This window comes from Clostridium sp. JNZ X4-2 (assembly GCF_054889485.1).
In genome coordinates this window covers 1,287,146-1,309,496 of the sequence record NZ_CM142685.1, presented here as the reverse complement: position 1 = coordinate 1,309,496, position 22,351 = coordinate 1,287,146, and the positions used below count along the sequence as shown (strand labels likewise).

The 22,351-nt window shown below is 31.3% G+C and carries 29 protein-coding genes; 2 read left to right on the top strand and 27 right to left on the bottom strand.

Going from position 1 to position 22,351, the window contains the following annotated elements; genetic code table 11:
- Positions 1-6: 6 nt before the first annotated feature.
- The 27 genes from xseA to ACYUJ6_RS06155 form a co-directional block, all read right to left on the bottom strand.
- Positions 7-1,203 (bottom strand): exodeoxyribonuclease VII large subunit, encoded by a 1,197-nt coding sequence (gene xseA, locus ACYUJ6_RS06285; RefSeq protein WP_461844979.1) that lies wholly within the window; start codon positions 1,201-1,203, stop codon positions 7-9.
- Between the two features lie 39 nt (positions 1,204-1,242).
- Positions 1,243-1,704: a transcription antitermination factor NusB gene (nusB, locus tag ACYUJ6_RS06280; RefSeq protein ID WP_461844978.1), complete on the bottom strand. Its 462-nt coding sequence runs from the start codon at positions 1,702-1,704 to the stop codon at positions 1,243-1,245.
- A gap of 262 nt (positions 1,705-1,966) precedes the next feature.
- Positions 1,967-2,359, bottom strand: a complete 393-nt coding sequence (locus tag ACYUJ6_RS06275) for an Asp23/Gls24 family envelope stress response protein (RefSeq protein ID WP_461844977.1) — start codon at positions 2,357-2,359, stop codon at positions 1,967-1,969.
- A gap of 125 nt (positions 2,360-2,484) precedes the next feature.
- Positions 2,485-3,015 carry a SpoIIIAH-like family protein gene (locus ACYUJ6_RS06270; protein WP_461844976.1) on the bottom strand — a complete coding sequence of 177 codons (531 nt, stop codon included), beginning with the start codon at positions 3,013-3,015 and terminating at the stop codon, positions 2,485-2,487.
- 58 nt (positions 3,016-3,073) lie between these two features.
- Positions 3,074-3,727: a stage III sporulation protein AG gene (gene spoIIIAG / locus ACYUJ6_RS06265; protein WP_461844975.1), complete on the bottom strand. Its 654-nt coding sequence runs from the start codon at positions 3,725-3,727 to the stop codon at positions 3,074-3,076.
- Between the two features lie 14 nt (positions 3,728-3,741).
- On the bottom strand, positions 3,742-4,338 hold the full coding sequence (gene spoIIIAF, locus ACYUJ6_RS06260; protein ID WP_461844974.1) for a stage III sporulation protein AF: 597 nt from the start codon (positions 4,336-4,338) through the stop codon (positions 3,742-3,744).
- Between the two features lie 16 nt (positions 4,339-4,354).
- Positions 4,355-5,575 carry a stage III sporulation protein AE gene (gene spoIIIAE, locus ACYUJ6_RS06255; protein ID WP_461844973.1) on the bottom strand — a complete coding sequence of 407 codons (1,221 nt, stop codon included), beginning with the start codon at positions 5,573-5,575 and terminating at the stop codon, positions 4,355-4,357.
- A gap of 8 nt (positions 5,576-5,583) precedes the next feature.
- Positions 5,584-5,967 carry a stage III sporulation protein AD gene (gene spoIIIAD, locus ACYUJ6_RS06250; protein WP_461844972.1) on the bottom strand — a complete coding sequence of 128 codons (384 nt, stop codon included), beginning with the start codon at positions 5,965-5,967 and terminating at the stop codon, positions 5,584-5,586.
- 9 nt (positions 5,968-5,976) lie between these two features.
- Positions 5,977-6,174, bottom strand: coding sequence for a stage III sporulation protein AC (gene spoIIIAC / locus ACYUJ6_RS06245; RefSeq protein WP_294181305.1), 198 nt, complete (start codon positions 6,172-6,174; stop codon positions 5,977-5,979).
- 58 nt (positions 6,175-6,232) lie between these two features.
- Positions 6,233-6,751: a stage III sporulation protein SpoIIIAB gene (gene spoIIIAB / locus ACYUJ6_RS06240; RefSeq protein ID WP_461844971.1), complete on the bottom strand. Its 519-nt coding sequence runs from the start codon at positions 6,749-6,751 to the stop codon at positions 6,233-6,235.
- A 1-nt stretch (position 6,752) separates the two neighbouring features.
- Positions 6,753-7,670, bottom strand: coding sequence for a stage III sporulation protein AA (gene spoIIIAA, locus ACYUJ6_RS06235; RefSeq protein ID WP_461845459.1), 918 nt, complete (start codon positions 7,668-7,670; stop codon positions 6,753-6,755).
- Between the two features lie 267 nt (positions 7,671-7,937).
- The gene (locus ACYUJ6_RS06230; protein ID WP_461844970.1) at positions 7,938-8,348 is read right to left on the bottom strand and encodes a CD1247 N-terminal domain-containing protein; all 411 of its coding nucleotides are present in this window, start codon (positions 8,346-8,348) and stop codon (positions 7,938-7,940) included.
- A gap of 38 nt (positions 8,349-8,386) precedes the next feature.
- Complete coding sequence (gene efp / locus ACYUJ6_RS06225; protein WP_461844969.1) at positions 8,387-8,944, bottom strand: elongation factor P; 558 nt, start codon at positions 8,942-8,944, stop codon at positions 8,387-8,389.
- Positions 8,945-9,236: 292 nt separating this feature from the next.
- A complete protein-coding gene (locus tag ACYUJ6_RS06220; RefSeq protein ID WP_461844968.1) occupies positions 9,237-10,313 on the bottom strand; it encodes a M24 family metallopeptidase in 1,077 nt (358 codons plus the stop codon).
- Between the two features lie 234 nt (positions 10,314-10,547).
- Positions 10,548-10,964, bottom strand: coding sequence for a hypothetical protein (locus ACYUJ6_RS06215; RefSeq protein WP_461844967.1), 417 nt, complete (start codon positions 10,962-10,964; stop codon positions 10,548-10,550).
- 55 nt (positions 10,965-11,019) lie between these two features.
- The gene (locus ACYUJ6_RS06210; RefSeq protein ID WP_461844966.1) at positions 11,020-11,460 is read right to left on the bottom strand and encodes a hypothetical protein; all 441 of its coding nucleotides are present in this window, start codon (positions 11,458-11,460) and stop codon (positions 11,020-11,022) included.
- A gap of 90 nt (positions 11,461-11,550) precedes the next feature.
- Positions 11,551-12,282: a hypothetical protein gene (locus ACYUJ6_RS06205; RefSeq protein ID WP_461844965.1), complete on the bottom strand. Its 732-nt coding sequence runs from the start codon at positions 12,280-12,282 to the stop codon at positions 11,551-11,553.
- 6 nt (positions 12,283-12,288) lie between these two features.
- Positions 12,289-12,633: a hypothetical protein gene (locus tag ACYUJ6_RS06200; RefSeq protein WP_461844964.1), complete on the bottom strand. Its 345-nt coding sequence runs from the start codon at positions 12,631-12,633 to the stop codon at positions 12,289-12,291.
- Positions 12,634-12,689: 56 nt separating this feature from the next.
- Positions 12,690-13,193, bottom strand: coding sequence for a pilus assembly FimT family protein (locus ACYUJ6_RS06195; protein ID WP_461844963.1), 504 nt, complete (start codon positions 13,191-13,193; stop codon positions 12,690-12,692).
- Positions 13,156-13,626, bottom strand: coding sequence for a type II secretion system protein (locus ACYUJ6_RS06190; RefSeq protein WP_461844962.1), 471 nt, complete (start codon positions 13,624-13,626; stop codon positions 13,156-13,158). Before ACYUJ6_RS06190 ends, ACYUJ6_RS06195 begins: the two co-directional genes overlap by 38 nt.
- A complete protein-coding gene (locus ACYUJ6_RS06185; RefSeq protein ID WP_461844961.1) occupies positions 13,626-14,093 on the bottom strand; it encodes a prepilin-type N-terminal cleavage/methylation domain-containing protein in 468 nt (155 codons plus the stop codon). The genes ACYUJ6_RS06190 and ACYUJ6_RS06185 overlap by 1 nt, the downstream gene beginning before the upstream one ends.
- Complete coding sequence (locus tag ACYUJ6_RS06180; protein WP_461844960.1) at positions 14,083-14,502, bottom strand: type II secretion system protein; 420 nt, start codon at positions 14,500-14,502, stop codon at positions 14,083-14,085. Before ACYUJ6_RS06180 ends, ACYUJ6_RS06185 begins: the two co-directional genes overlap by 11 nt.
- 38 nt (positions 14,503-14,540) lie before the next feature.
- On the bottom strand, positions 14,541-15,758 hold the full coding sequence (locus tag ACYUJ6_RS06175; protein WP_461844959.1) for a type II secretion system F family protein: 1,218 nt from the start codon (positions 15,756-15,758) through the stop codon (positions 14,541-14,543).
- Complete coding sequence (locus tag ACYUJ6_RS06170; protein ID WP_461844958.1) at positions 15,746-17,245, bottom strand: GspE/PulE family protein; 1,500 nt, start codon at positions 17,243-17,245, stop codon at positions 15,746-15,748. Before ACYUJ6_RS06170 ends, ACYUJ6_RS06175 begins: the two co-directional genes overlap by 13 nt.
- 295 nt (positions 17,246-17,540) lie before the next feature.
- Positions 17,541-18,608, bottom strand: a complete 1,068-nt coding sequence (locus ACYUJ6_RS06165; protein ID WP_461844957.1) for a beta-propeller domain-containing protein — start codon at positions 18,606-18,608, stop codon at positions 17,541-17,543.
- A complete protein-coding gene (gene dapF / locus ACYUJ6_RS06160; RefSeq protein ID WP_461844956.1) occupies positions 18,608-19,429 on the bottom strand; it encodes a diaminopimelate epimerase in 822 nt (273 codons plus the stop codon). The genes ACYUJ6_RS06165 and dapF overlap by 1 nt, the downstream gene beginning before the upstream one ends.
- A gap of 69 nt (positions 19,430-19,498) precedes the next feature.
- A complete protein-coding gene (locus ACYUJ6_RS06155; protein WP_461844955.1) occupies positions 19,499-19,624 on the bottom strand; it encodes a hypothetical protein in 126 nt (41 codons plus the stop codon).
- 197 nt (positions 19,625-19,821) lie between these two features.
- Here ACYUJ6_RS06155 and ACYUJ6_RS06150 point away from each other — a divergent pair, with 197 nt between their 5' ends.
- On the top strand, positions 19,822-21,573 hold the full coding sequence (locus tag ACYUJ6_RS06150; protein ID WP_461844954.1) for an Rqc2 family fibronectin-binding protein: 1,752 nt from the start codon (positions 19,822-19,824) through the stop codon (positions 21,571-21,573).
- 203 nt (positions 21,574-21,776) lie between these two features.
- Positions 21,777-22,310 carry a bifunctional pyr operon transcriptional regulator/uracil phosphoribosyltransferase PyrR gene (gene pyrR, locus ACYUJ6_RS06145; protein WP_461844953.1) on the top strand — a complete coding sequence of 178 codons (534 nt, stop codon included), beginning with the start codon at positions 21,777-21,779 and terminating at the stop codon, positions 22,308-22,310.
- Positions 22,311-22,351 lie beyond the last annotated feature (41 nt).

The following is a 22,351-nucleotide window of genomic DNA, read 5'->3' as shown; positions in this document are numbered from 1 at the left end:
TCCTTTTTAAAAGCGGACAAACTTGAATTTGCCATTTCCATCTTTCATTATAACTTTCACTTCATTTTTTTTATCCAGTTCTTCTATAGAACTTATTATGTTTTTATGTTCATCCTCTATTACAGAATACCCTCTGTCTAATACATTCAGCGGGTTATGTGCTGAAAGCAGGGAATTTACTTTGACAAGTTTTTCCTTTCTCTCCTGAAGCCTTGTGTCCATCTTAAAATTCAAAATCTGCCTGAGCTTATCTATGGTTTCATATTGATTTGTTATATACACTAATGGATTATAGGACTTTAAACTTTTTTTCATGAGAAAAAGTTTATCTTTTTCACCATTTATTCTGTTTTCAATATACTTAGACAGCATATTCCTATAATTCAATAATCTCTGCAAAAATTCATTCATATTAAATACTGCAATTTCGGCGGCAGCAGAAGGAGTGGGTGCCCTCTTATCCGATACAAAATCCGCTATGGTGTAGTCAATCTCATGTCCAACTCCAGTTATTATTGGTTTTTTTGAATTATATATAGCTTCTGCCAACCTTTTATCATTAAAACACCAAAGTTCTTCTATGGAACCCCCTCCTCTGGCTATAATTATAAGTTCCACCTCTTCAACTGAATTCAATTTACATATACCTTTTATTATATCTTCACTTGCATTTGATCCCTGTACTAATGCAGGATAGATTAAAAGCTGAACTTTGCGGTTCCTTCTTTCAGCAACATTTATTATATCCCTTATGGCTGCTCCCGTAGGTGAAGTAATAACCCCTATTTTTAAAGCATAAGATGGTATTTCCTTTTTATGCTTCTCATCAAATAGTCCTCTTTCACCCAATTCAGCTTTTAGCTTCTCAAAGGCCAGATATAGTTCTCCCATGCCATCTGGCTTCATTTCACTGCAGTAAAGCTGATATACCCCTTCCTTTTCATAAACAGATATCCTGCCTTTAACTACAACTTTCATTCCATCTTCAGGCAGAAAATTCAAACTTTTAGCTGAATTTTTAAACATAATACAACTTATTCTGCTGTACTCATCTTTTAAAGAAAAATACATATGTCCACTACTATGAAGTTTAAAATTAGAAATTTCTCCTTTAATAGAACAATTGGCAAGTATAAAATCACTGTCAAATGTCTTTTTTACGTATTTATTAATATCAGATACAGTCAATGTCTTAATATACATAATATTTAACCCCTTAATGCTTTTATCCCTTGCACCTTATCATCTATCCTTTATCATATTCCCAAGTACCCCATTTATAAAAGATGCAGATTTATCCGAGGAGTATTTTTTGGCCAGTTCTATAGCTTCATTTATAGATACCTTTTGAGGTATATCATCTTCATATAAAAACTCATAAGTGCAGATTCTTAAAATTGCCACATCCACCTTGGATAATCTGTTTAGTTTCCACTTTCTCAAATACTTTTCAATTTGCTCATCAAGAACACTTTTATTTTCTTCTATGCCATTTAAAACCCTTACCACATATTTTATATCCACATCTTTTAAATCTTTGCTTTTTTCTCCATAAAACTCTTCCTGATTACCATTTATTGAATTTTCCCCTTCTTCCACAGTATTTTCTTTTAAATTCATTATAACACTGCTGGCTTCTTCCTTATTTATAGTCATTTGAAATAATAATTTCATTGTCAATTCTCTAGATTTTTTTCTATTCATGTTTTCCTCCTACTTGTATGTAGTTTATAAAAATAATTATTGTCATTTCAGATATAATTATACTTAAACTAATATGCTAGTTCAAGTTTATCAGATAATTCTTAGGTACAGCAGAATTTTTCCATAAGAAATTCCTTTGCTACCCTACTTGGGACAACCAATCCAGGGTCACAGCACTGACCTATCATACTCCACTTTACAAAGCCCGGAGTATCAGCCATAAAATAATGCACCCCCTGAATCAGAGGGTGCATTATCTATTTTATTCTTCTATGACGTCATTGCTCTCTTCTGTTTTTGGAATCATAACATTTTGAACATGTATGTTTATAGCTGAAACATCCAGACCCGTCATAGATTCAACTGCTCTTTTTACATTTTCCTGAACCTTTAAAGCTACATCTGGAATCCTAACTCCATATTCTACTACTACATATAAATCTATAGCTGCGCTATTTTCTCCCACATTCACTTTAACGCCTTTAGATAAATTTTTTTTACCTGATAGTATTTGAGTAATTCCTCCCACAAGACTGGCACTCATTCCAACTATTCCATTTATTTCAGTAGTAGCAAGACCTGCAATTACACCTACAACTTCATCGGATATCTTCACAATACCCATGTCAATTTCGTTGTTTGTATTTTCTTCCATCGTTGCACCTCCTAGATTTTTACATCATCGAAAGACTCACATTAATTATATTATAGCAAATGAACATTTCTTTTACAATTATTTATTTTATGTAATTACCTTTAAAGCCCTTTTATCCTTAATTTTTAATTCTGTTTAATTTCGATTTCCACATCTTGAATCTGGGATACACTCATAACCACATCTTTTATCACCCTTGTATCCTTATCCGCCAATTTATCTTTTCCTTTAACTATTACCCTTGCTTTGCCATCCTCTATGGAACATATTGCATCTTCATATCCCTTGCTCTTCAAAGTAGTTTCTATTTTCATTTCATAATTTGTGTTCATTGCCAGCTGGGTATACTTTTTCTCAGCATCCGCACGGTTTTCTTTAGATGCATTATTATCATCTATAAGACTTTTTAGAGTTTGAAGAGTCTCAGCATTTTTTTGATCCCTGGTAAGTCTTGTTTCCTCAAAAAATTGTGACTTGGACTGAGTTTGTGTTGTGTTTTTGCTATCATTGTTATTAAGGGATATAGTGCTTTTGCCGCTTCCATTATCCACTCCATTTACATAATTTATAGGACTGTTTAATTTTGTAGCAACAACCCCCACACATATAATCAGTGCTAAAAGAGTTACAATAATAACAGCTTGTTTTTTATTCATTTTTAATTCCCCCTATCTACCTTCTAAAAAATTATATGCTTTAAAACATATTTATATACTATTTTTTCATAGGATATACATTTACTTTATCCTCGGATATACCAAACAAATCAGTTACGGCCTTGGATATTCTAAGTTCAGTTATCTTATTTTCAGCTCCTTCAGCTACAATACACACTCCCAGTACTTTGGGATTATAGGTTTTTAATATAAGCGGTTCTGACTTGCTGCCGTCATTTGTAGTAACCACTGTACTCCCATTATTTTGTTGAGTGGAATTTCTTGTGCCGCCTGTATTGTCCTTTTCTTCGGTAGTATTGGTTGAATCATTTATATTAACTGCCGGTACCTGCTCCTCTCCGCTTTGAAAACTTATCATAACTTCTACCTTTCCCACTCCATCTATTTGTTCTAAAGTGTTTTTCAAATTTTCCTGTGTGGATTTTTCATAATCATCAGAAGGGCTATCTTGTGAAGCTTGACTTTGAGCTTTAGATTGTTCACTATTACTGCTGTTTTGGCCATTATCACTGCTTATATCAGTGGTGGACGTATTTTTGCCATAATCCTTAAAAAGGCTGGCAGCAGCAACTATAAGTATTCCTACCAAAAATACTATAGCTAAATTTACAATGTTTTTTTTATCAGTATAAATTTTATGATTATTGTTCTTAACCTTAACAATTTTGTTCAACCACTTTTTAAAATTCATAGATTTACCTCCTACTAAGAATTTACATGTATAATATTCTCAGGTACATTTAATTCTTGGCTTAAATAAGTTTTTATCTTTAAAGCTTCTTCACTGTTTTCAGAATTCGTACTGCTTACAGAAGTAGTTTCATCACTTATATCAACTTTTTTTATCTTTTCTACAGCTCCGTCTTGAACTTTTACATTTACATCTTTTATACATACCATGTTATTTTTTTCATCATACTCTGCTCCTACCTTGACTTCATACTTTTCTTCAGGATACTTTTCCTTAAGATTTTTTTCACAGCTGCTTTGTAAATTCATTTCAAATGCCTCTATAGTATCTGAAATATTTTTCTGTTTATAGTTATTGAATTCACTGGAGGATTTTTTGGTGCCAAAATCTTCATCAAAACTTTCTATGACCTTTTCAGTATAGCTGCTCATATTAAAATTTTTATTAAACACCTTTACTATTGGATTGATAAACACTGTAATCAAAATCAGCCCCAGCACAAATTTACAATATTTCTTCATACTGTTATCCGGCAGGATCATCTCTACTGCTATTATGAAAAATACAGCAGTACATACACTTATGAGCCATTCTCTTAAGGATTGAATCATACATTTTCACCTTCCTTCATATCATAACTTTTCCTGCTGACGCCAACATGGCTATCATTATAAAAAACATTACGGATACACATATTAAACAAGCCATTACCAGTATAAGAGAATCCCCTGCAGAGTTTATACAATTCACCAGTCTTCCATCACTTACAGGTTCTATGAGAGCAGCAGCAAGCTTATACAAAACTATCATAATAATCAGTTTAATTATCGGGAAAAGCAATATTACTACGATAATTACAAGTCCCAAACTGCTCAACGCATTTTTCAATAAAAAGGAATACCCTGCTACAGTAGCTATTGCATCTGAAAGGCTTTTGCCCACTACCGGCACAAAATTATCCACTGCAAATTTAGCCGTCTTTGCAGTAACTTCATCAATACTCTTGGAAGTAATGCCTCTTACGGTCATGATGCCTATGAATACAGTCATTATAATTCCCTGAGCCCACAGTGCACATTGATTTAAAAGCTTGGTCAGTTTGTCTATTTTATATTCTGAAGATAGGTTGTTTACAAACTGAAGTACAAAAGACATAGATATTATTGGTATTATAATATCCATAAATAAATTTGCACTTACAGTTATTGCACCTATTATAATTGGATCCATAATAGATGCTTCTACAAATCCACCTACTGCTGCTATTAAAGTTATAAGCACTGGTATTAGCGCTACCATGAAATCCGTCATTTCTTTTATAGTGGATCTGGCGATATCCACACCTATATAAAAGCTCTTTGCCATTATTATTATGATAAGTGAGTAACAGGCAAAATATGCTATATTGGATAAACCTTCTCCGCTAAAAGCCCTTTGTAAATTTGTGAGCAATGTGCATATGAGGGCAATAATTATCAGAAGCACTAGCAGTTTCAAGCAAGCTGCCATTTCTCTGACTCCATAGGATACCATCACATTCATTATTTTTTTTAAAGATACTTTTCCATCTCCACTTTTTATAAAATCCTTCACATAAGTTTTTGCATCCAAATCTTTTAGAAGTTCATTTTTTGTCTTCATATTTGATATATAATCATAAAAACCTTCTATCTGTTGTTCTTGAGCCTTACTTTCATCATTTTCTCCGTTATTCTGTCCTGTATTTTTCCACTGAACACTATTTCCTGTATTGGTTTCCATGTCACTGGTGTCAAAAGCTTGTACATTAAAGCCTACTAATAAAATCACGGATAAACCTACAAGTAAACTCACTATAATATTTTTCATATTAACACCTACATAATTTTTAAAATTGACTGTAATACAGCCATAAGTATAGGAATTGCAAGTACTAAAATTAAAATTTTACCTGCAAATTCAACTTTTGCTCCTAAATTTCCCTGCCCGGCATCTTTGCATATTTCACTGCAGAAAGAAGCTAAATATGCAATGGCAAGTATTTTAAATACAGTATTTAAATAAACAAAATCTATATCTGCCTTAACTGCTAATTGTTGAACGAACTGAAGTATAGCCGTTATCTTTGTTATCATAAATAAAAATATCATGACTCCCGCAACTATACTTATATAAACTGCTATATCATCTCTTTTTCCTTTAAACAGCAAAACTATAAACAAGGCAGTAAAGGCAAAAGCTACTATCTTAATTATCTCCATAATTTTCTCCTAAAGCTGAAACATGGTTCTAACAGTATTAAATAGTCTGCTTACTAAATTTATCACCATCATAAGTACAATTAAAATTCCCGTCAGATTTGTTAACACTGCATAATCACCTTTTCCACTGGCTTCCAGCACTTTATTTATAAGTATGACAATTATACCTACTCCGGCTATTTTGAAAATTAAACTTATGTCCATCATTTGATTTTCTCCCCTTTTCATTTCTCCACGAAATTTATTTAAATACACATATTGCCACCTAAATTGAAATTATCACTATTACAGCCCCCAGTGAAAATCCAAGGCATCTGTACATCTTCAAATTTTTACTCATTAAAATTTTTGAAACTTCAATTTGATTTTTTATGTTATCTAAAGTTAGTGAAAACATCCTTTTTTGTCCATCTATATCTGATTCTCCAAGTGTTTTTGATAAATCCAATACTGCATTTATATCCTCATTTTTTAAACTCAGATTATCTCTTTTATCCTTAAATGCATATCTAAAGGCTTCATATACGTTGTCAACAGAGTTTTCCTCCAACATAGATGATATATCTTTAAGGACATCTCCAATGGGTTTCCTGCTTTTTGATGCTGTATTAAAGATAGCATCCGGCAGCGGGGTATGTGTATATATGATTTCATTTTGAAGCTGATGAATGCATCTTTGTATTTCCTTTAATTGTTCCACTCTTCTTTTAAAACTTTCCCCATAGATAAATCCCATTCCAGTGGAAGCAAATATTATCATAATACAACCTAAAAGCTTCAACATTTTATCCCCTCCATATTACCGAATTGTCCGTAAAATCATACACATATTCTACCGTGCCGGAACCCTTTCTACTGCTCAATACTATTGCTCTCTTAAATATCTTATTTTCTACTATGGACTTGAATACCGGCCTGCCATAGAGATCCTCTATTCCATAACCATGAATTGTGACAATTAAACTTATCCCGGAATTCAACGCTGTTAAAATACTTTCCATATCTTTATAGGTTCCAATTTCATCACAGACTATAACATCCGGCGACATGCTTCTAATAGCCATAATTATACCTTGACTCTTAGGACACCCATCCAATACATCAGTTCTAACTCCAACATTCATCTGGGGTACCCCATTAAAGCTGGCCCCTATCTCACTTCTTTCATCTATTACACATACCTTTTTCCCAGTAAGACCTATACTCTGTATACCTTCAGAGATATTTCTTACAATATCTCTGACAAGAGTGGTTTTTCCGCCTTTAGGAGGTGAAATTATTATGGTATTTATTATTTCATCTCCTTTTAGCAGAAACTTCATAATGGAATCCGAGCACTTCATAATCTCTCTGCATATTCTAATGTTTATGGATGCAATATCTTTTATGGTTTTAACTTCACCTTTTTCAATAATACATCTTCCGCATATTCCAACTCTATGACCGCCTTTAATAGTTATATACCCCTGTTTGATTTCCTCTTCAAAGGCATATATTGAATAATTACTCATTCTCTGAATTATTATTTTTAAATCCTCTAACCTAGGTACATACTCACATACCACTTCTTTGGTCCCTAATTGGAGTATCAATGATCTATCAGATCTTATCCTTATTTCCTGCAAATGAGGTGACTTTATTAAATCCCCCATAGCAGTTTTTAAGTTTTCAGGCAAAATGTTTAAAATCTCTTTAGTATATATCTCTCTCATCTCCTTCCTTTATATTAATTCCTATTTTCACTTTCAAGAAATTATTCCATATAAATAAAAATAAAATAAAAATCCCATTAAAGTAAAAACACTTTAATGGGATTTTTATTTTATTTAATTTAATTTTTGTCTGAAAGCTGCCGCTGCTATAACACCCCGGCTGTTGTAAAGTGGAGATGATAATCACTGCTGCACTCCCGGATTGGTTTTCTTAGATTTGATATGGAAATCATCCTTTGTGAGAACATTTTATCAAATCTAAGAATTACTTGATTTATCACCATTAGTGTAAATATCCTTAAGTGATATATTGCTGTGGCAATTGGGACATGTCAAGCTTTCCCGCTGACTCAATATATCTTTGTCTACATACACAGTATCATCACAGTTGGGACATTTAACTTCCTCAAAATTTCCTTCCATATCCTTATATGTCTCATAATTTTCATCATATAAATCATCTTGTAAATATGCTAGATTTTCATCTATGGCATCCATATAATCTTCCGTATGTTTTTGAGCCTCGGATATATTTTCTATCTCCTCTGCCATATTCTTAAGTACATCTAAAACCTCCAAAAGAATTTTTCCCTCATTGGTATTTTTATCAATTTTTAATCCATCCATTAGCCCGCTGATATAAGATACTTTAGATTTAATGGAATCCATAATATCACTTCCTCAATGTTATTTCACTTTAGTATTTCCTAAACTCTCTCCATGTATTCTCCAGTTCTCGTATCAATTCTTATAGTTTCACCTTCATTTACAAATATAGGTACTGATACAATTGCTCCAGTTTCCATAGTAGCTGGTTTCAAAACATTAGTAGCAGTATTTCCTTTAACTCCTGGTTCAGTATGAGCTACCTGCAGTTCAACGAAATTCGGAGCTTCTACGGAAAATGCTTCTCCCTTATAAAACTTTATTATAGCAAACATATTTTCCTTTAAAAATTTTATTGCATCCTGTACTTTTTCATATTCCAATGGAATTTGTTCAAAAGTTTCCTGATCCATAAAATAATATAATTCACCATCTGAATACAAATATTGCATTTCTTTTCTTTCTATAACTGCTTCCTGCAATTTTACAGTTGGATTAAAAGTGGTATCAGTAACTGATCCTGTAATAACATTTCTAAGCTTTGTTCTTACAAATGCTGCTCCCTTTCCAGGTTTTACATGAAGAAAATCCAATACTGTATACACTTGTCCATCTTGTTCAAAAGTAGTTCCTTTTCTTAAATCTCCTGCTGATATCATTTTGTGCGTACCGTTATATAAGCTTGTGTTACTAGATTCAAGCTTATTTTCCCATTCATAGTGTGCGAAGTTTAGCAATCACAGCCATTTTCGTTTGGTCTCACACTCCAGGGACGTAAATTCGGATGTAATTCACCCTACAACCCCAATACTAAAAATAGCAATGGAATAACGGTTTTAACCCCTTTCTCATTCTTATTAGACCTATTCTAATTTTTATCCAATTTTATAGAACTTTCTATTTAACATTATATATCATTAAATATTATTTAACCATAGTAATACTACCTGTTTAATTTATACATATCAAGTTTTTAGGTGATTTTGATAAAGTTTTTCCACCATGTTCAGTTACTACAAGTAAATCTTCTATTCTCACTCCGCCGAAACCCGGTATGTATATTCCAGGTTCATCACTAACTACCATGCCTGCATCCAGTTTTCTATGATTTTTATAGCCAATTATAGGTGCTTCATGAATTTCCCTGCCTACTCCATGGCCGAGGCTGTGTCCAAAGTTCTTTCCATATCCTTTCTCATCTATATAGCTTCTTGCAGCAGCATCTACATCCATTGCAGGTACACCTGGCTTATATTCCTTCAAAGCCAATTGTTCGGCTTCCAGAACTATATTGTATATTTCCAGCATTTTTTGTGACGGCTCACCTATTACAACCGTTCTAGTCATATCAGAACAGTATTCTTTATAAATACATCCAAAATCCAGGGTCAAAAACTCTCCCTTATTTATTATCTTTTCTGTAGCCTGCCCATGAGGGAGACTGGATCTTACCCCGGATGCAACTATAGATGGAAAAGATAAATCACTGGCACCTAATTTTTTCATCTGAAATTCTAATTCCAACCCAACTTCCCTTTCCGTCATCCCGGCTTTTATAAATTTCAGCATATGCCCAAAAGCTTTATCTGCAATCGCAGCTGCATCTTCTATTAACTTTAATTCATCTTTATCCTTTACCATTCTTATTTCTTCTATAATTCCTTCCATAGGAACAAGCTGACAATCCAATTTACTGTTATAAACCACATACTGGCTGTAAGAAACTATATTTTCCTCAAATCCAAGTTTTTTAATTTTATTTTTATTTATCAAATGTGACAAAAAATCTACAAAAGAAATACCTTTGCCGTACTCTAAAACTTCATAATCCTTAACTTGAGCCGAAGCCTGTTCTGTAAATCTTGAATCCGTTATAAAAAAAGCCTTATCCTCTGTTATAAGTGAAAAACTCTCATTACCTGTAAATCCGCTTAAATAGTTTCTGTTTGGATCTCCAATTAACAAAACTGCATCCAGGTTTTTTTTATCCATACATTTTCTTAATTTTGCAATTCTTTTTTTTAACACTACAATTCCCCCCATTAAATAAGGCATAACATTTACAGCCGTGCTTAAAATCACCTGATACCAATACCATAATTATTCTCTATTAAATCTAAAATCAATTTGGTTAACAACTGGATTTAGAAAATTATATATTCTACTTATAAAATTTAAAAATCTTGATAAAATTCTAGACATCACTATACTCAAACAATGTTATTTTATCAAAATTTGTGATTATTTGCAAACTCAAAATATCTATTGTGACATAAAATTAACATCTGCACTTGCCTTTATATTTTTATATTTATCCTGTTCCATTCTAATATTGTCTATACTGTAAAAATTCTTCTTTTCCCTTATTTTTTTTAAAGCATTTACAACCCTAGCTTTATCTCCCGATATTTTAACATGTGCAGTTATCTTTTTCCCATTATCCCTTGTAAAGTCCATTATTTGTATTCCCTCTATATCATTCAACTTTTGTAGAATATCACTATAGTTTATTTTGCTTTTCTTTTTTTCTTCTTTATCCAACTGCCTTTTTTGCCATTGAAGCGCATTATTTTTCCCATTTAAATTTTTAATGAGAATATAATTTTCTGATAGGAAAATTATGCTGCTGCAAATTAAGAATAGTACGATACCTATATATATATTATTTGCTTTTTTCACTATTACTATTCCACCTTAAATAAATTTATCTTTCCTTAAGTAATTTATTCCCTGTTTATTTCAGCTTTAAATTAAGCTCCCAAATTTTCTTCCTTTCTTCTGTACTATCCTTGCATTTCAGATCTTTTATTATAAATTTATCTGAATTCTCTATTTTTTTAATTAGAGATAAACAATCTCCCTCATCTTCCACATTAAAATTTATATCTTTATTTTGAATGTTTATATTTTTAATATCTTTTCCCTGCCATATATACTCATAAAAATTTAGAAAGCTTTCAAAGGTAATACTTTTATAATAAACAGGCTTTTCCGTAAAAGTTGACCTTTTTAATTCATCAGACACCTTATTGAGCTTATTTTTATTTATTATGAATATATTCCCCAGTATTAAATTTATTATTAAAAACAATATAATGGTACATTTAAGTTTTTTATTATTTTGTATTTTTATCTTTTCTATATACCACTGAGGTAAAAAATATAAACTTTTCATAACCAAACTACCTCTCAACTGAATATTTCCATACCTATTTACAGATATTTCTTATAATGCTAACCAATTAAATACATTTATCCCTATTTATCATTTCATAATGAATTTCGCCAGATCCTTGCATATATAATTTTCAGATAATTTTTTTATTATATCTTTATATGGAAAATCCACAAAAAATATATGAAAAAATTTTAGATCAGGCATTAAAATACTTAATTTCACCTGAAACTGTTCTAAAATATCGGTGAAACCATCTCTGCCTATATTTTTAAATATATTATTAAATATAATTTTACCCTCATGACATGCTATAAAATAAGAAATTTTATCTCTCATTAAAATAAATATATAATTTTCACTTTTTATCTTATTCTTGTAATTTTCCCATATATAAAATTGAATTGGCACTATACCTTTAATGTGGAATCCAACATCATCACATTTCTCTGCTATCTTCATGTTATGCCAGTTCATACAAAACACCATTATCTCTAACCTATATTTATAACGTCTGATTATTTCGTATGAAAACATTATATTATCCATGTTTTTAAATTTATTTTCAAGCTCTTCCTTTATAATTCTAAAAAGATTTTCCCTATTCATTTTTGGCAATTCCATAAGTACTATATATATTTCTTCTCCATGAACCAAGATAATTACATTCCTATTTTTCAATTTCACTTTAATATCTTTTATGGAAATGATATTTTTATTAATTTTATTATTATTAAACAGATGAAATATGGAATTTTTATTGGGGATTTCTCTATACATTATATTTTTATTATTTACTTCTAATAATATCTTTTTATGCATTTTTATCTACACTCCCTTATCAAAGGAATAATCTACACAGCTATATACAAATCCAGTTTTTTCAATCTTATATTCATAAGTTTCTTCTTTGTAAAATTCTCCATTAAATATGTACTCTGCCTTAAAACAGTCTATATTACTATCATAATAGATATAACATTCTTCAAAATATATCTTAATATTATTCAGAGAACACATATTTTCTTTTAAACTGTCTTTTTCATAAGGTATATTCTCTCCCATATATTTATCTAATTCAGTCAGAAGATATTCTCTGTACTTTTCAGTTATATCCACCTGAAGGCATTTTTTATAATCATTCAAATTATTTGATCTTATATTCATCTCCATGCTGTAACATCCAAGGGAAATAAAAATACAAATGCACCCTATAAGCAATACATATATCAGTATAAATCCTCTCTCAGCTTTTTTCTTTCTATTACAAAACATCTTTTATAAACATTACCTTTCTCTGTACTTATGGATATATAAAATACTCTTCCATATTTCTGTACTTTAAAATCCTTTATCCCTTTTAATACATTATTCAAGGTGGGTGAACTGATGGAACCATAGGAAATAACAATATCAGTGTTTCTGTATTTTTTTATATAATCATATCCACTATTATCATATCTTTTTAAAATAATCATATTGTCTTTTATATCTATATATTTTGCACTCTTCACCTGATGCTCTATTATCATAAATGCCTCATCCACATAAAACCATTCCCTGCTGTAACTTATTTCCTCCTTATGAAGTTTCATATATTTTGCCATGACCTCTATTTGTATGGTAGTTATAGATGCCACTAACGACACAACTATGAGCATTTCTATAATTGTAAAACCCTTTTTTAATCCTATTTCACTTTTTATAATTTCCCTTATAAAATTCACACTCATCCACCTTGATTTTTCCATATGTTTTTCTATACAGCTGTAAATTTACCTTTAACACATTATTCTCCATTACATTTAAAACAATATAAGGCTCTTTTATAGGTTTCACATCTGAAAATAAGTTGCCGGCTTCCATCTCTTCAATATCTTCAAATTTTATTTCACTACAATTTACATATATCCTGCCGGTTTTGTATAAATTTAAAACATCTTCACGGCTAAAATTAGATATGATATTATTTTTTACATACTCCATAATTAAAGTATATCTATTTACCTCTTCATTATATTTTTTTACTTTAACAGTATTCAGCTGTATAAGAAGAGCTGTCATGAACAGCAGTGAAAAAACTGTTATACTGCACAATACCTCTATTAAAGTAAACCCTTTATTGACCATTATTTTATCCATATCATTTCTTCTCAATTTCAGCATCAATACTTTATCTCCACATAAGCAGTGCCTACGCACATTGTAATACAATGGATTTCTCCTTTCCTGTCTTTAAACTTTATGCTACAAGCATCCTGAGTTATTCCACGGTTATCTATTTTTATCCTGTTGTCATCTCTTACCTTATTTAAAGTGAACCCATCCGGCAATTTCATTTTAAATATTTCATTCATACCTATAATAAAAGCTATACTTTTATTATTTTCATCAAAATAAATATATCCACCTTCTTTTTTGTTGTCCCTGCAATAAACCTTAGATTTATTTATAAAATTTATAATGTTATTGTCCGTTAGATCCACCTCTGCCTTATTTATAATCTTGCTAAAAGCTCCTAAATTAATTAAACTGAAGCTTAAAAGTATGGAAAATATACTTATCACCAGAAGTAATTCCAATAATGTGAAACCTTTTCTTTTAATTCTGCAAATGGCAAATTTATTCTTCATTTGAGGCATTTTTAGGGAATATCTGAGTATTTCCCTTTTTAACTGTATAAGAATTGTCTGCAGCATTGATCTGCAGAGTATATGTATTATTGTCACTTTCATAGCTTATATTAATAAGCTGATCATCACTGCCTGCTGAAATATTTGTTTTTTCTGCAGAAGTCAGTGTTGATATGCATTCCTTCACATTAGCTTCATCGAACTTTCCATCATTGTCCCCATAACTGGCCATAGCTGCCGTTTCTATTTGTTTGGCCGTGTTTATGGCCTTGGTAGTTCTGACTTTATCTTGATAAGCAGAAAATTTAGGAATCATAAAGCCTAAAAGTACTAGAATTATAGCAACCACCAACATGAGCTCTATAAGAGTAAACCCTTTTTTTATTTTACATCTGCATGTTCTTTTCATGTTTTAATTACCTTCTTTCTTTTAACTTTATTTGAAAACTACAATGTGGAATCCATTATAGTGAAGATGGGCATAAGCGCTGATATAATAAATACTCCTACAAACAGTGACAAAAATATTATTATAACAGGCTCCACAAACTTGCTCATTTTCTTCAAACACCTATCCAATTTATCTTCAAATAATTGTTCCAGCTTTAAAAACATACTATCCATATCCCCTGTCTCTTCTCCCGTTGAAATCAAAGACAAGAACAATTCATCATTGATTTTTGTTCTACTAAATGCCTCATATAAACTTTCCCCTCCTTCTATATATTTTATTGAATCTTCTATTTTTGTGGACATGATTTTATTTTCCATAAGCTTACTGGTAATTTTAAGAGATCTAATTATATTAACTCCGGATTTAATAAGTATGGCCATTGATGAACATATCTTAAAAATCATCACATCATTGTGAATTTTATTAAAGTAAGGTATTTTAATTTTTATATTTTCCAATATTCTGATGCCGCTATAACTTTTATGGAATTCATAAAACATCAGTAATATGAAGATGAAAATTGCTGAAATCTGTATACAGTGAACTCTAAAAAATTGACAGCCATATATGACAATCCTGGTTAAAACAGGTACCTTTCCTCCATTAGAAATTATAATATTCATAAACTGAGGCACTATGTCAATCATTAAAAACAACATGACAAATATAGAAATTATGAATGTAACTACGGGGTATACAAGAGAGGCCTTTATGGAGCTTATAATGCTGTAATATTTTTCATAATATTCAGACAATTTTTTGAATATTTCATCCATTCTTCCACATTCCTCCCCTATTTTAATCATCTCTACCATAAAAACAGGAAATGTATTTTTGAATTCCGCCATACTTTCATGCAGGTTTTTTCCTTTTTCCACTTCTTCTTTTACAATTCCCAGTTCCCTTTTCAGAGAACTTATACTGCACTGTTTTTCCAAATCATCAAGTGCCCTGGATACAGATATTCCAGCACTTAACATAATACTTAATTGACTGCATAAAATGCTTATATCCATCATGTTAGGTTTTTTTAGGAATATATCATCGTATTTTTTTACATATGCCTTGTTATATATGAAATATTGTTTTTTTCTTAAAGAGGTTTTTAATTGGCTGAACTTGTATTTTTCACATTTACCCCTGATTTTTTTACCGCTGGTATTTATTGCCTGGTACTTTATTATAATGTTCACCTTCTTTATTGCAGGCATACTCTGAGAAACTCTTCATAAGTAGTAACACCTGCTTTTACAAGTTGTATGCAATTTTCCTTCATGGAAACCCCTGTGGACTCTTTTATACTATTTTCAAGACTCAATTTACTGCTTTCAGAAAGACCTCTCACATCATTATTTCTATAGGAAATCTCATATATCACTGTCCTGCCCCTGTATGCCTTATAGTTGCATTTACTACATCCCTTTCCCTTATACAAAACCTGTTGAGTGGACAAATTTAATTTTTTAATTTCTTCTAAAGAAACCTGATATTCCGTTTTACAATAGGGGCATATTTTTCTGACCAGCCTTTGAGATATTACACCTACAAGTGCATCCTGTATAAAGTATTCCGGTATCCCCATGTCTTTAAGTCTTACTATGGATTCAACTGAATTATTGGTATGCAGGGTACTTATTACAAGATGCCCCGTCACTGCTGCCCTTACAGCCATATGTGCTGTTTCTTCATCTCTTATTTCCCCAAGCATTATAACATCCGGGTCCTGTCTTAACGTGCTCCTGAGCCCCCTTGCAAAATCAAGCCCTATTTTTCCATTTACATTTACTTGATTTACATTATCCAGGATGTATTCTACAGGATCTTCTATACTGACTATATTTTTTTCCCTGCAGTTTATATTATTAATCATGGAATAAACCGTGGTGGTTTTCCCGCTGCCGGTAGGTCCTGTTATTAAAATAAGTCCATGGTCACTATTAAGCATATTTTTTATTTTTCCCTCATCTCTTTTTAAAAAGCCAAGCATACCGAGGTCCTTTATTTTATTATCCCTATATAAAATTCTTAAAACTAATTTTTCTCCATATATAGTTGGGAGGGTTGATACTCTGAGATCATAATTGGAATTTTCCTTGATATATTTTATTTTTCCATCTTGGGGCATTCTTTTCTCGGCTATGTCCATATTTGCCATTATTTTTATTCTTGTACATAGGAGAGGATATATATTTTTAGGTACTTTTATATACTCATGTATAATACCGTCTATCCTCATACGTATAGTTACATTTTTCTGAAAAGGTTCTATATGCAGATCACTGGCTCTTTCATCTATAGCTTTATCTATTATATAATTGGCTGCTTTTACTACTGGAGAACTTTGAAGTTTATATCTATCTGAAATGTTTTCTACCGCCAACTGTGAAATGTTTTTATTCAACTTTATATCTTTCAACGCATGATCTAAATTTTGCTTGCAATAATATTTATTTATCAGTTCATATATTTTTTTCCTGCTGGCTTTGAAGAACTTCAATTGAATGCCCAATATGAACTTTAACTCTTCCACCAAATTCATATCTGGTATTTTATCCGTAGCTATAATTATTTGCTCATTAACCTGCTGCAGTGCAATTAAACAATTGTCCCTGGCTATTTCCTCAGGTATCTTTTTCACCACATCAGATTTCAATGAAACGCCTTCAATATTTATTTCCTTTAAATCCATGGGAAACATCTTGTTTTTCTCTCCCTATAAAATTTTTATTCGAAAGCTACCATTGCTAATGTCTCCCATTGTTGAGTTGGAGATTATAAGCATTGATATACCTCTGGATTGATTCTTCTGAAGTTTGGTATGGAAACCATTCCCTGTGGAAAAGCTTTATCACACCTAAGAATCACTTGATATTTAAAATTATATCCTATCATTGTATTTTTTAATCATTATAAGTAAAAAATACCATAAAATTTACTCATAACTGTAAATTTTATGGTATTCCGAGAATAGTTCAAAATCATAATTCTGTTTTTTAATTTTCTCCATAAATATTATATTTTCCTTCATGATCAGATATAATATCTACAGATTTTTTATTCATGCTATACATAAATACATCCTCATTATTTTCCCCATCCCCTGTACCGATAAAATACACATTACCGCTTTTATCCTGTGCCATACCATTAGATACAGCAATCTGACCAGGGAAATCATAGGTTATCCTACTGAGTTTACCGCTATTTTGTGTGAATTTATAAAGTGAATCAATGTTTTCATCATTTTTTCCAATAAAAAATACATCTCCTCTTTTTTTATCCACCTGGGAATCATATATTTGCTGAAATTTATCACTCAAAAATTGGAATTGCCGAGATTTATGGCTGTAATAATATAAGTTCAATTCATCCTGATCCCGTGACAAAAATAGCAAATCACCTCCTATACAAGTAAAATACATACAGTATCCCCTGGTATTATCTAAATATACCTCCTCTTTATTTTTATTAAAATCATATAAATATATTTTATCAGAATTTTTTCGGCCTTCCATATCTCCATAATATATTATCCTATGGTCATCCAGCCATTCATATAAATTTCCCGAAATTAAAACTTTAGATTTAAAATCAATATATTTTTTGTTTTTTATATCATATATTTTCATACCCTGTGCACTGTCAGCAGAAGAACTTTTAAAAGTTCTATAAGCAATCTTATGTCCCGAGGGATCTATTTTTATATCCTGTGCAGTAAAAAAGTCCTTAATTTCATTTTTAGTATTTTCATATAATATAACTATTTTATTTTTATGCTGTTCAGCTTTATCCATTCCAACCAGATAGACATAAACAGGTTCCTGTACATTATATTGTATGTCCCATATGTTATCAGCACTTCCTTTTTTTAATAATCGGCTATTCTTTATATTGAATATATCTCCTCCGCTATCCTTACTTTCAATCACTGTAACATCAGAATAATTTGGCATATCTATATTTTCACTTTTATATTTATTCTTGGTACTGATGCATCCACTTAAAGCAAAGATATTTAAAAATGCCGCTGCATAGAATATTACCCGCATGAAAATTTTCATTACATATCATATTCCCCTTTAAAAGAAACTTCTGCAGGACCTGTCATAAATACATTATTTCCTCTTATCTCCACAAAAATGTTTCCTCCCGGTACTGTAACTTTAACTTTTTCATCCGTAAGATTAAGCTTATTTGAGGCTGCAACACAGGCACAACTTCCCGTGCCGCAAGCCAGTGTAGGACCTGCTCCTCTTTCCCAGGTCTTTACTTTAATATTGTTTCTGTCTGTGACTTCACAGAAATTTACATTAGTTCCTTTTGGGAATGCAGGATATTTCTCCAAAGCTTCCCCTTCCTCTATCTGATATTTTTCAAGTCTGCCAAATACAACCGTATGGGGCACTCCCATAAGCAGTGATGTAATTTTATATATCTTTCCATGAACTTCTATTTCTTCGTCTATGATTTTCCTGTTAAAATCAGCTGGAATTTTATCTGCTTCAAAGGACGGACTTCCCATATCAACAGTAACTTCTTTAACCTTGTTCCCATCTATATTTAAGAAAGCTTCTTTTATTCCATCTCCCGTTTCTATTCTTATATTGGAACCCTCTGTTAAATGGTTATCCCATACATATTTTGCAAAACATCTTATGCCATTTCCGCACATGGATGCATAAGAACCATCAGAATTAATTATTATCATTTTAATCTGTGCAATTTTACTTTTCCTGACTATTAATACACCATCTCCTCCTATTCCAAAATGTCTATTACAAAGCTTCACTCCAAGCTTACTTTCCTTTCCTGAAAATTCATTTTTTCTATCGTCAATAACTATAAAATCATTTCCGCTTCCCTGCATTTTTGTAAACTTCATCTTAAAAATTTCACCCTTTCGTAAAATTTTACGTATTCAAATTAAGTTTACTACTGTACTAATTTTTTATCAATAAAAATTCAGTACAATTCCAAGCATGGACAATAAAGCTATTGCCGCATACATCTGCGGAGTATTAAATGTTTCCTGTGAATTATTAACTAAAGATCCCAATCCAGATTGAGCTCCTATCATTTCTGCTGCCACCAATACCATGACAGCATATGCACTGGCTATGGCAAAATTTAGCCTTCATTTTTCCTAATCGACTAACTACTATTATTTTATATATTATATATTAACAATTTTTCCAAGTATCTTTATTTAATAAATTTTAGATGCTATAATTTATTAATACTCAATAAAGGAGATATTAAAGGAAGGATGATAATATGGCATTAGATGGTATTTTTATATACAGTATTTTAGAAGAATTAAAACACAGCTTAATGGGAGGCCGCATTGAAAAAGTCAATCAGCCTGAAAAGGATGAAATATTAATAAGTATAAAAAACAATAGAAAGAATTATAGACTTTTAATCAGTTCCAGTCCCGTATATCCTAAAATTCACATTACAGACAGGAATAAATCCAATCCCATGCAGCCTCCTATATTTTGTATGGTCTTGAGAAAATACCTGAATTCCTCAAAATTAATTGACATACGACAATTGGATACGGACAGAGTGGTATTTTTGGATTTCGAAAGTTCTGATGAATTGGGATTCAACAGTATTTATACATTAGTAGTAGAAATAATGGGCAGACACAGTAATATTACCCTAATCCGCCAGAGAGACAATTTAATCATGGACAGCATAAAACATATAACACCTGAAATCAATACTGTCAGATCTTTATTCCCTGGAATTAAATATATATTTCCACCAACTTCAAATAAGTTGAATCCCTTTTGTTGTTCTAAAAATGAATTTAGAGTTTTTATACAAAATCACATAAAATACATAGATAAAAATTTCTTTTCTACAGTATTCACGGGTGTGAGCAGTTCTTTTTCCAAAGAATTATTCTATAGACTGGATAATCTGACTTCCTGCGACAGCTTAAATGTTTTTGATGAAACCAGTATTACTATTTTATATGCTTTCAGCAGCAAAATTTTCACCCACCTTAAAAGCCATGATTTTTATTTTGTTTCCTATAGAAAAGGCCCGGTGATGAAGGATTTTTATTGTGAAAAATTGACTTATCTAAGTAATTGCACTGAAAAACATTACACTTCACCTTCAAAACTTATAGAAGAATTCTACTATGAAAAAGATAAAGCAGACAGATTAAATAATAGAAGTTCTGATCTTCAAAAGCTTGTAAATGTAAATTTGGATCGCTGCAGCAAAAAAATTAAAATTTTAAACCGAAATATTGAAGATGCCAAAAGCAAAGATACTTACAGAATTTATGGGGAACTGCTTACTTCCAATATCTACAACATAAAAAAGGGATGTTCCCATATAAAGGTTCAAAATTATTACAACAGCAGTGTTGAATATATAGACATAAAATTGGATGAAAACAAAACTCCTTCTGAAAACATTCAGCGTTATTTTAAAAAATACAACAAGCTAAAAAAGACAGAAAAAGCTGCCAGGGAACAATTGTCCATGGCAGCTGAGGAACTGGAATATTTGAATTCAGTAATGACCAATATAAAGAATTCAGATAATTACGATGATATTGAAGAAATAAAAAGAGAACTTATGTCAGCTGGATACATCAAGTTAAAAAAAACAAATTCCAAAAATAAAATCAGGAGATCCAAGCCAATGAAATTTCTGTCCAGTGATGGCATAGAAATATATGTAGGGAAAAATAACCTTCAAAATGATTATCTTACTCTTAAATTTGCAGACAAAAGAGACATATGGCTTCATACGAAAAACATACCTGGTTCCCATGTAATAATAAAAAATTTTGGCACAATTCCAGACAGCACTTTAGGAGAAGCAGCTATGCTGGCTGCCTACTACAGCAAAGCTAAAGGCTCTCCAAAAGTAGCTGTAGACTACACTGCTATAAAAAATATTCATAAGCCAAATGGTTCAAGACCAGGAATGGTAATATATTATACCAATAAAACACTATATGTAGACTCCTCAAACCCATCTATAAGGCAACTGGAATAGTAGGGGCCTTAAAAAAGCTTGAAATATTATAAAAATTATCTTATAATTAATTAAAATACTTATCCTTTAAAATGATCCAGTGAGATCAGAAAGGTAACACTGGCAGATATTTTATGCCCTCTCACTTGGAGAAGGGCTTTTTTCATGCCCCCATATAATATCTAAAACTACAACTATCAATTAAACAGAAGGAGGTGATACATTTGAAGTTAAAGGCACTTATTTTAGATAAAAAAGCTATGGACAGAACTTTAACTAGAATATCTCATGAAATAATAGAGAAAAATAAAGGTATAGAAAATATAATACTTGTAGGTATAAAAAGAAGGGGATATCCTCTGGCCAAGAGAATAGCTGACAATATTTATAAAATTGAAGGAGTCAAACTAGAAGTTAAATCCGTTGATATAAGTCTCTACAGAGATGATTTAAGCACTCTTTCAGAACAGCCCTTACTAAAAGAATTTACTATAAAAGACGTAGAAAACAAAAAAATCATATTGGTGGATGACGTAATCTATACCGGCCGAACCGCCAGAGCTGCCATAGATGCAATCATACATTCAGGCAGACCGAAATTAATACAACTGGCAGTTTTAATTGACAGAGGCCACAGGGAACTTCCTATAAGGGCTGACTATGTGGGCAAAAATATACCTACTTCCCATGAAGAAATAATATCTGTAGAAATTTCAGAAATAGATAAAAGTGATTCAGTGAAAATATATGAACTGTAAAACTTTTAAAATAGTCCTGAGAGACTAAAAAAGGAGTGTCG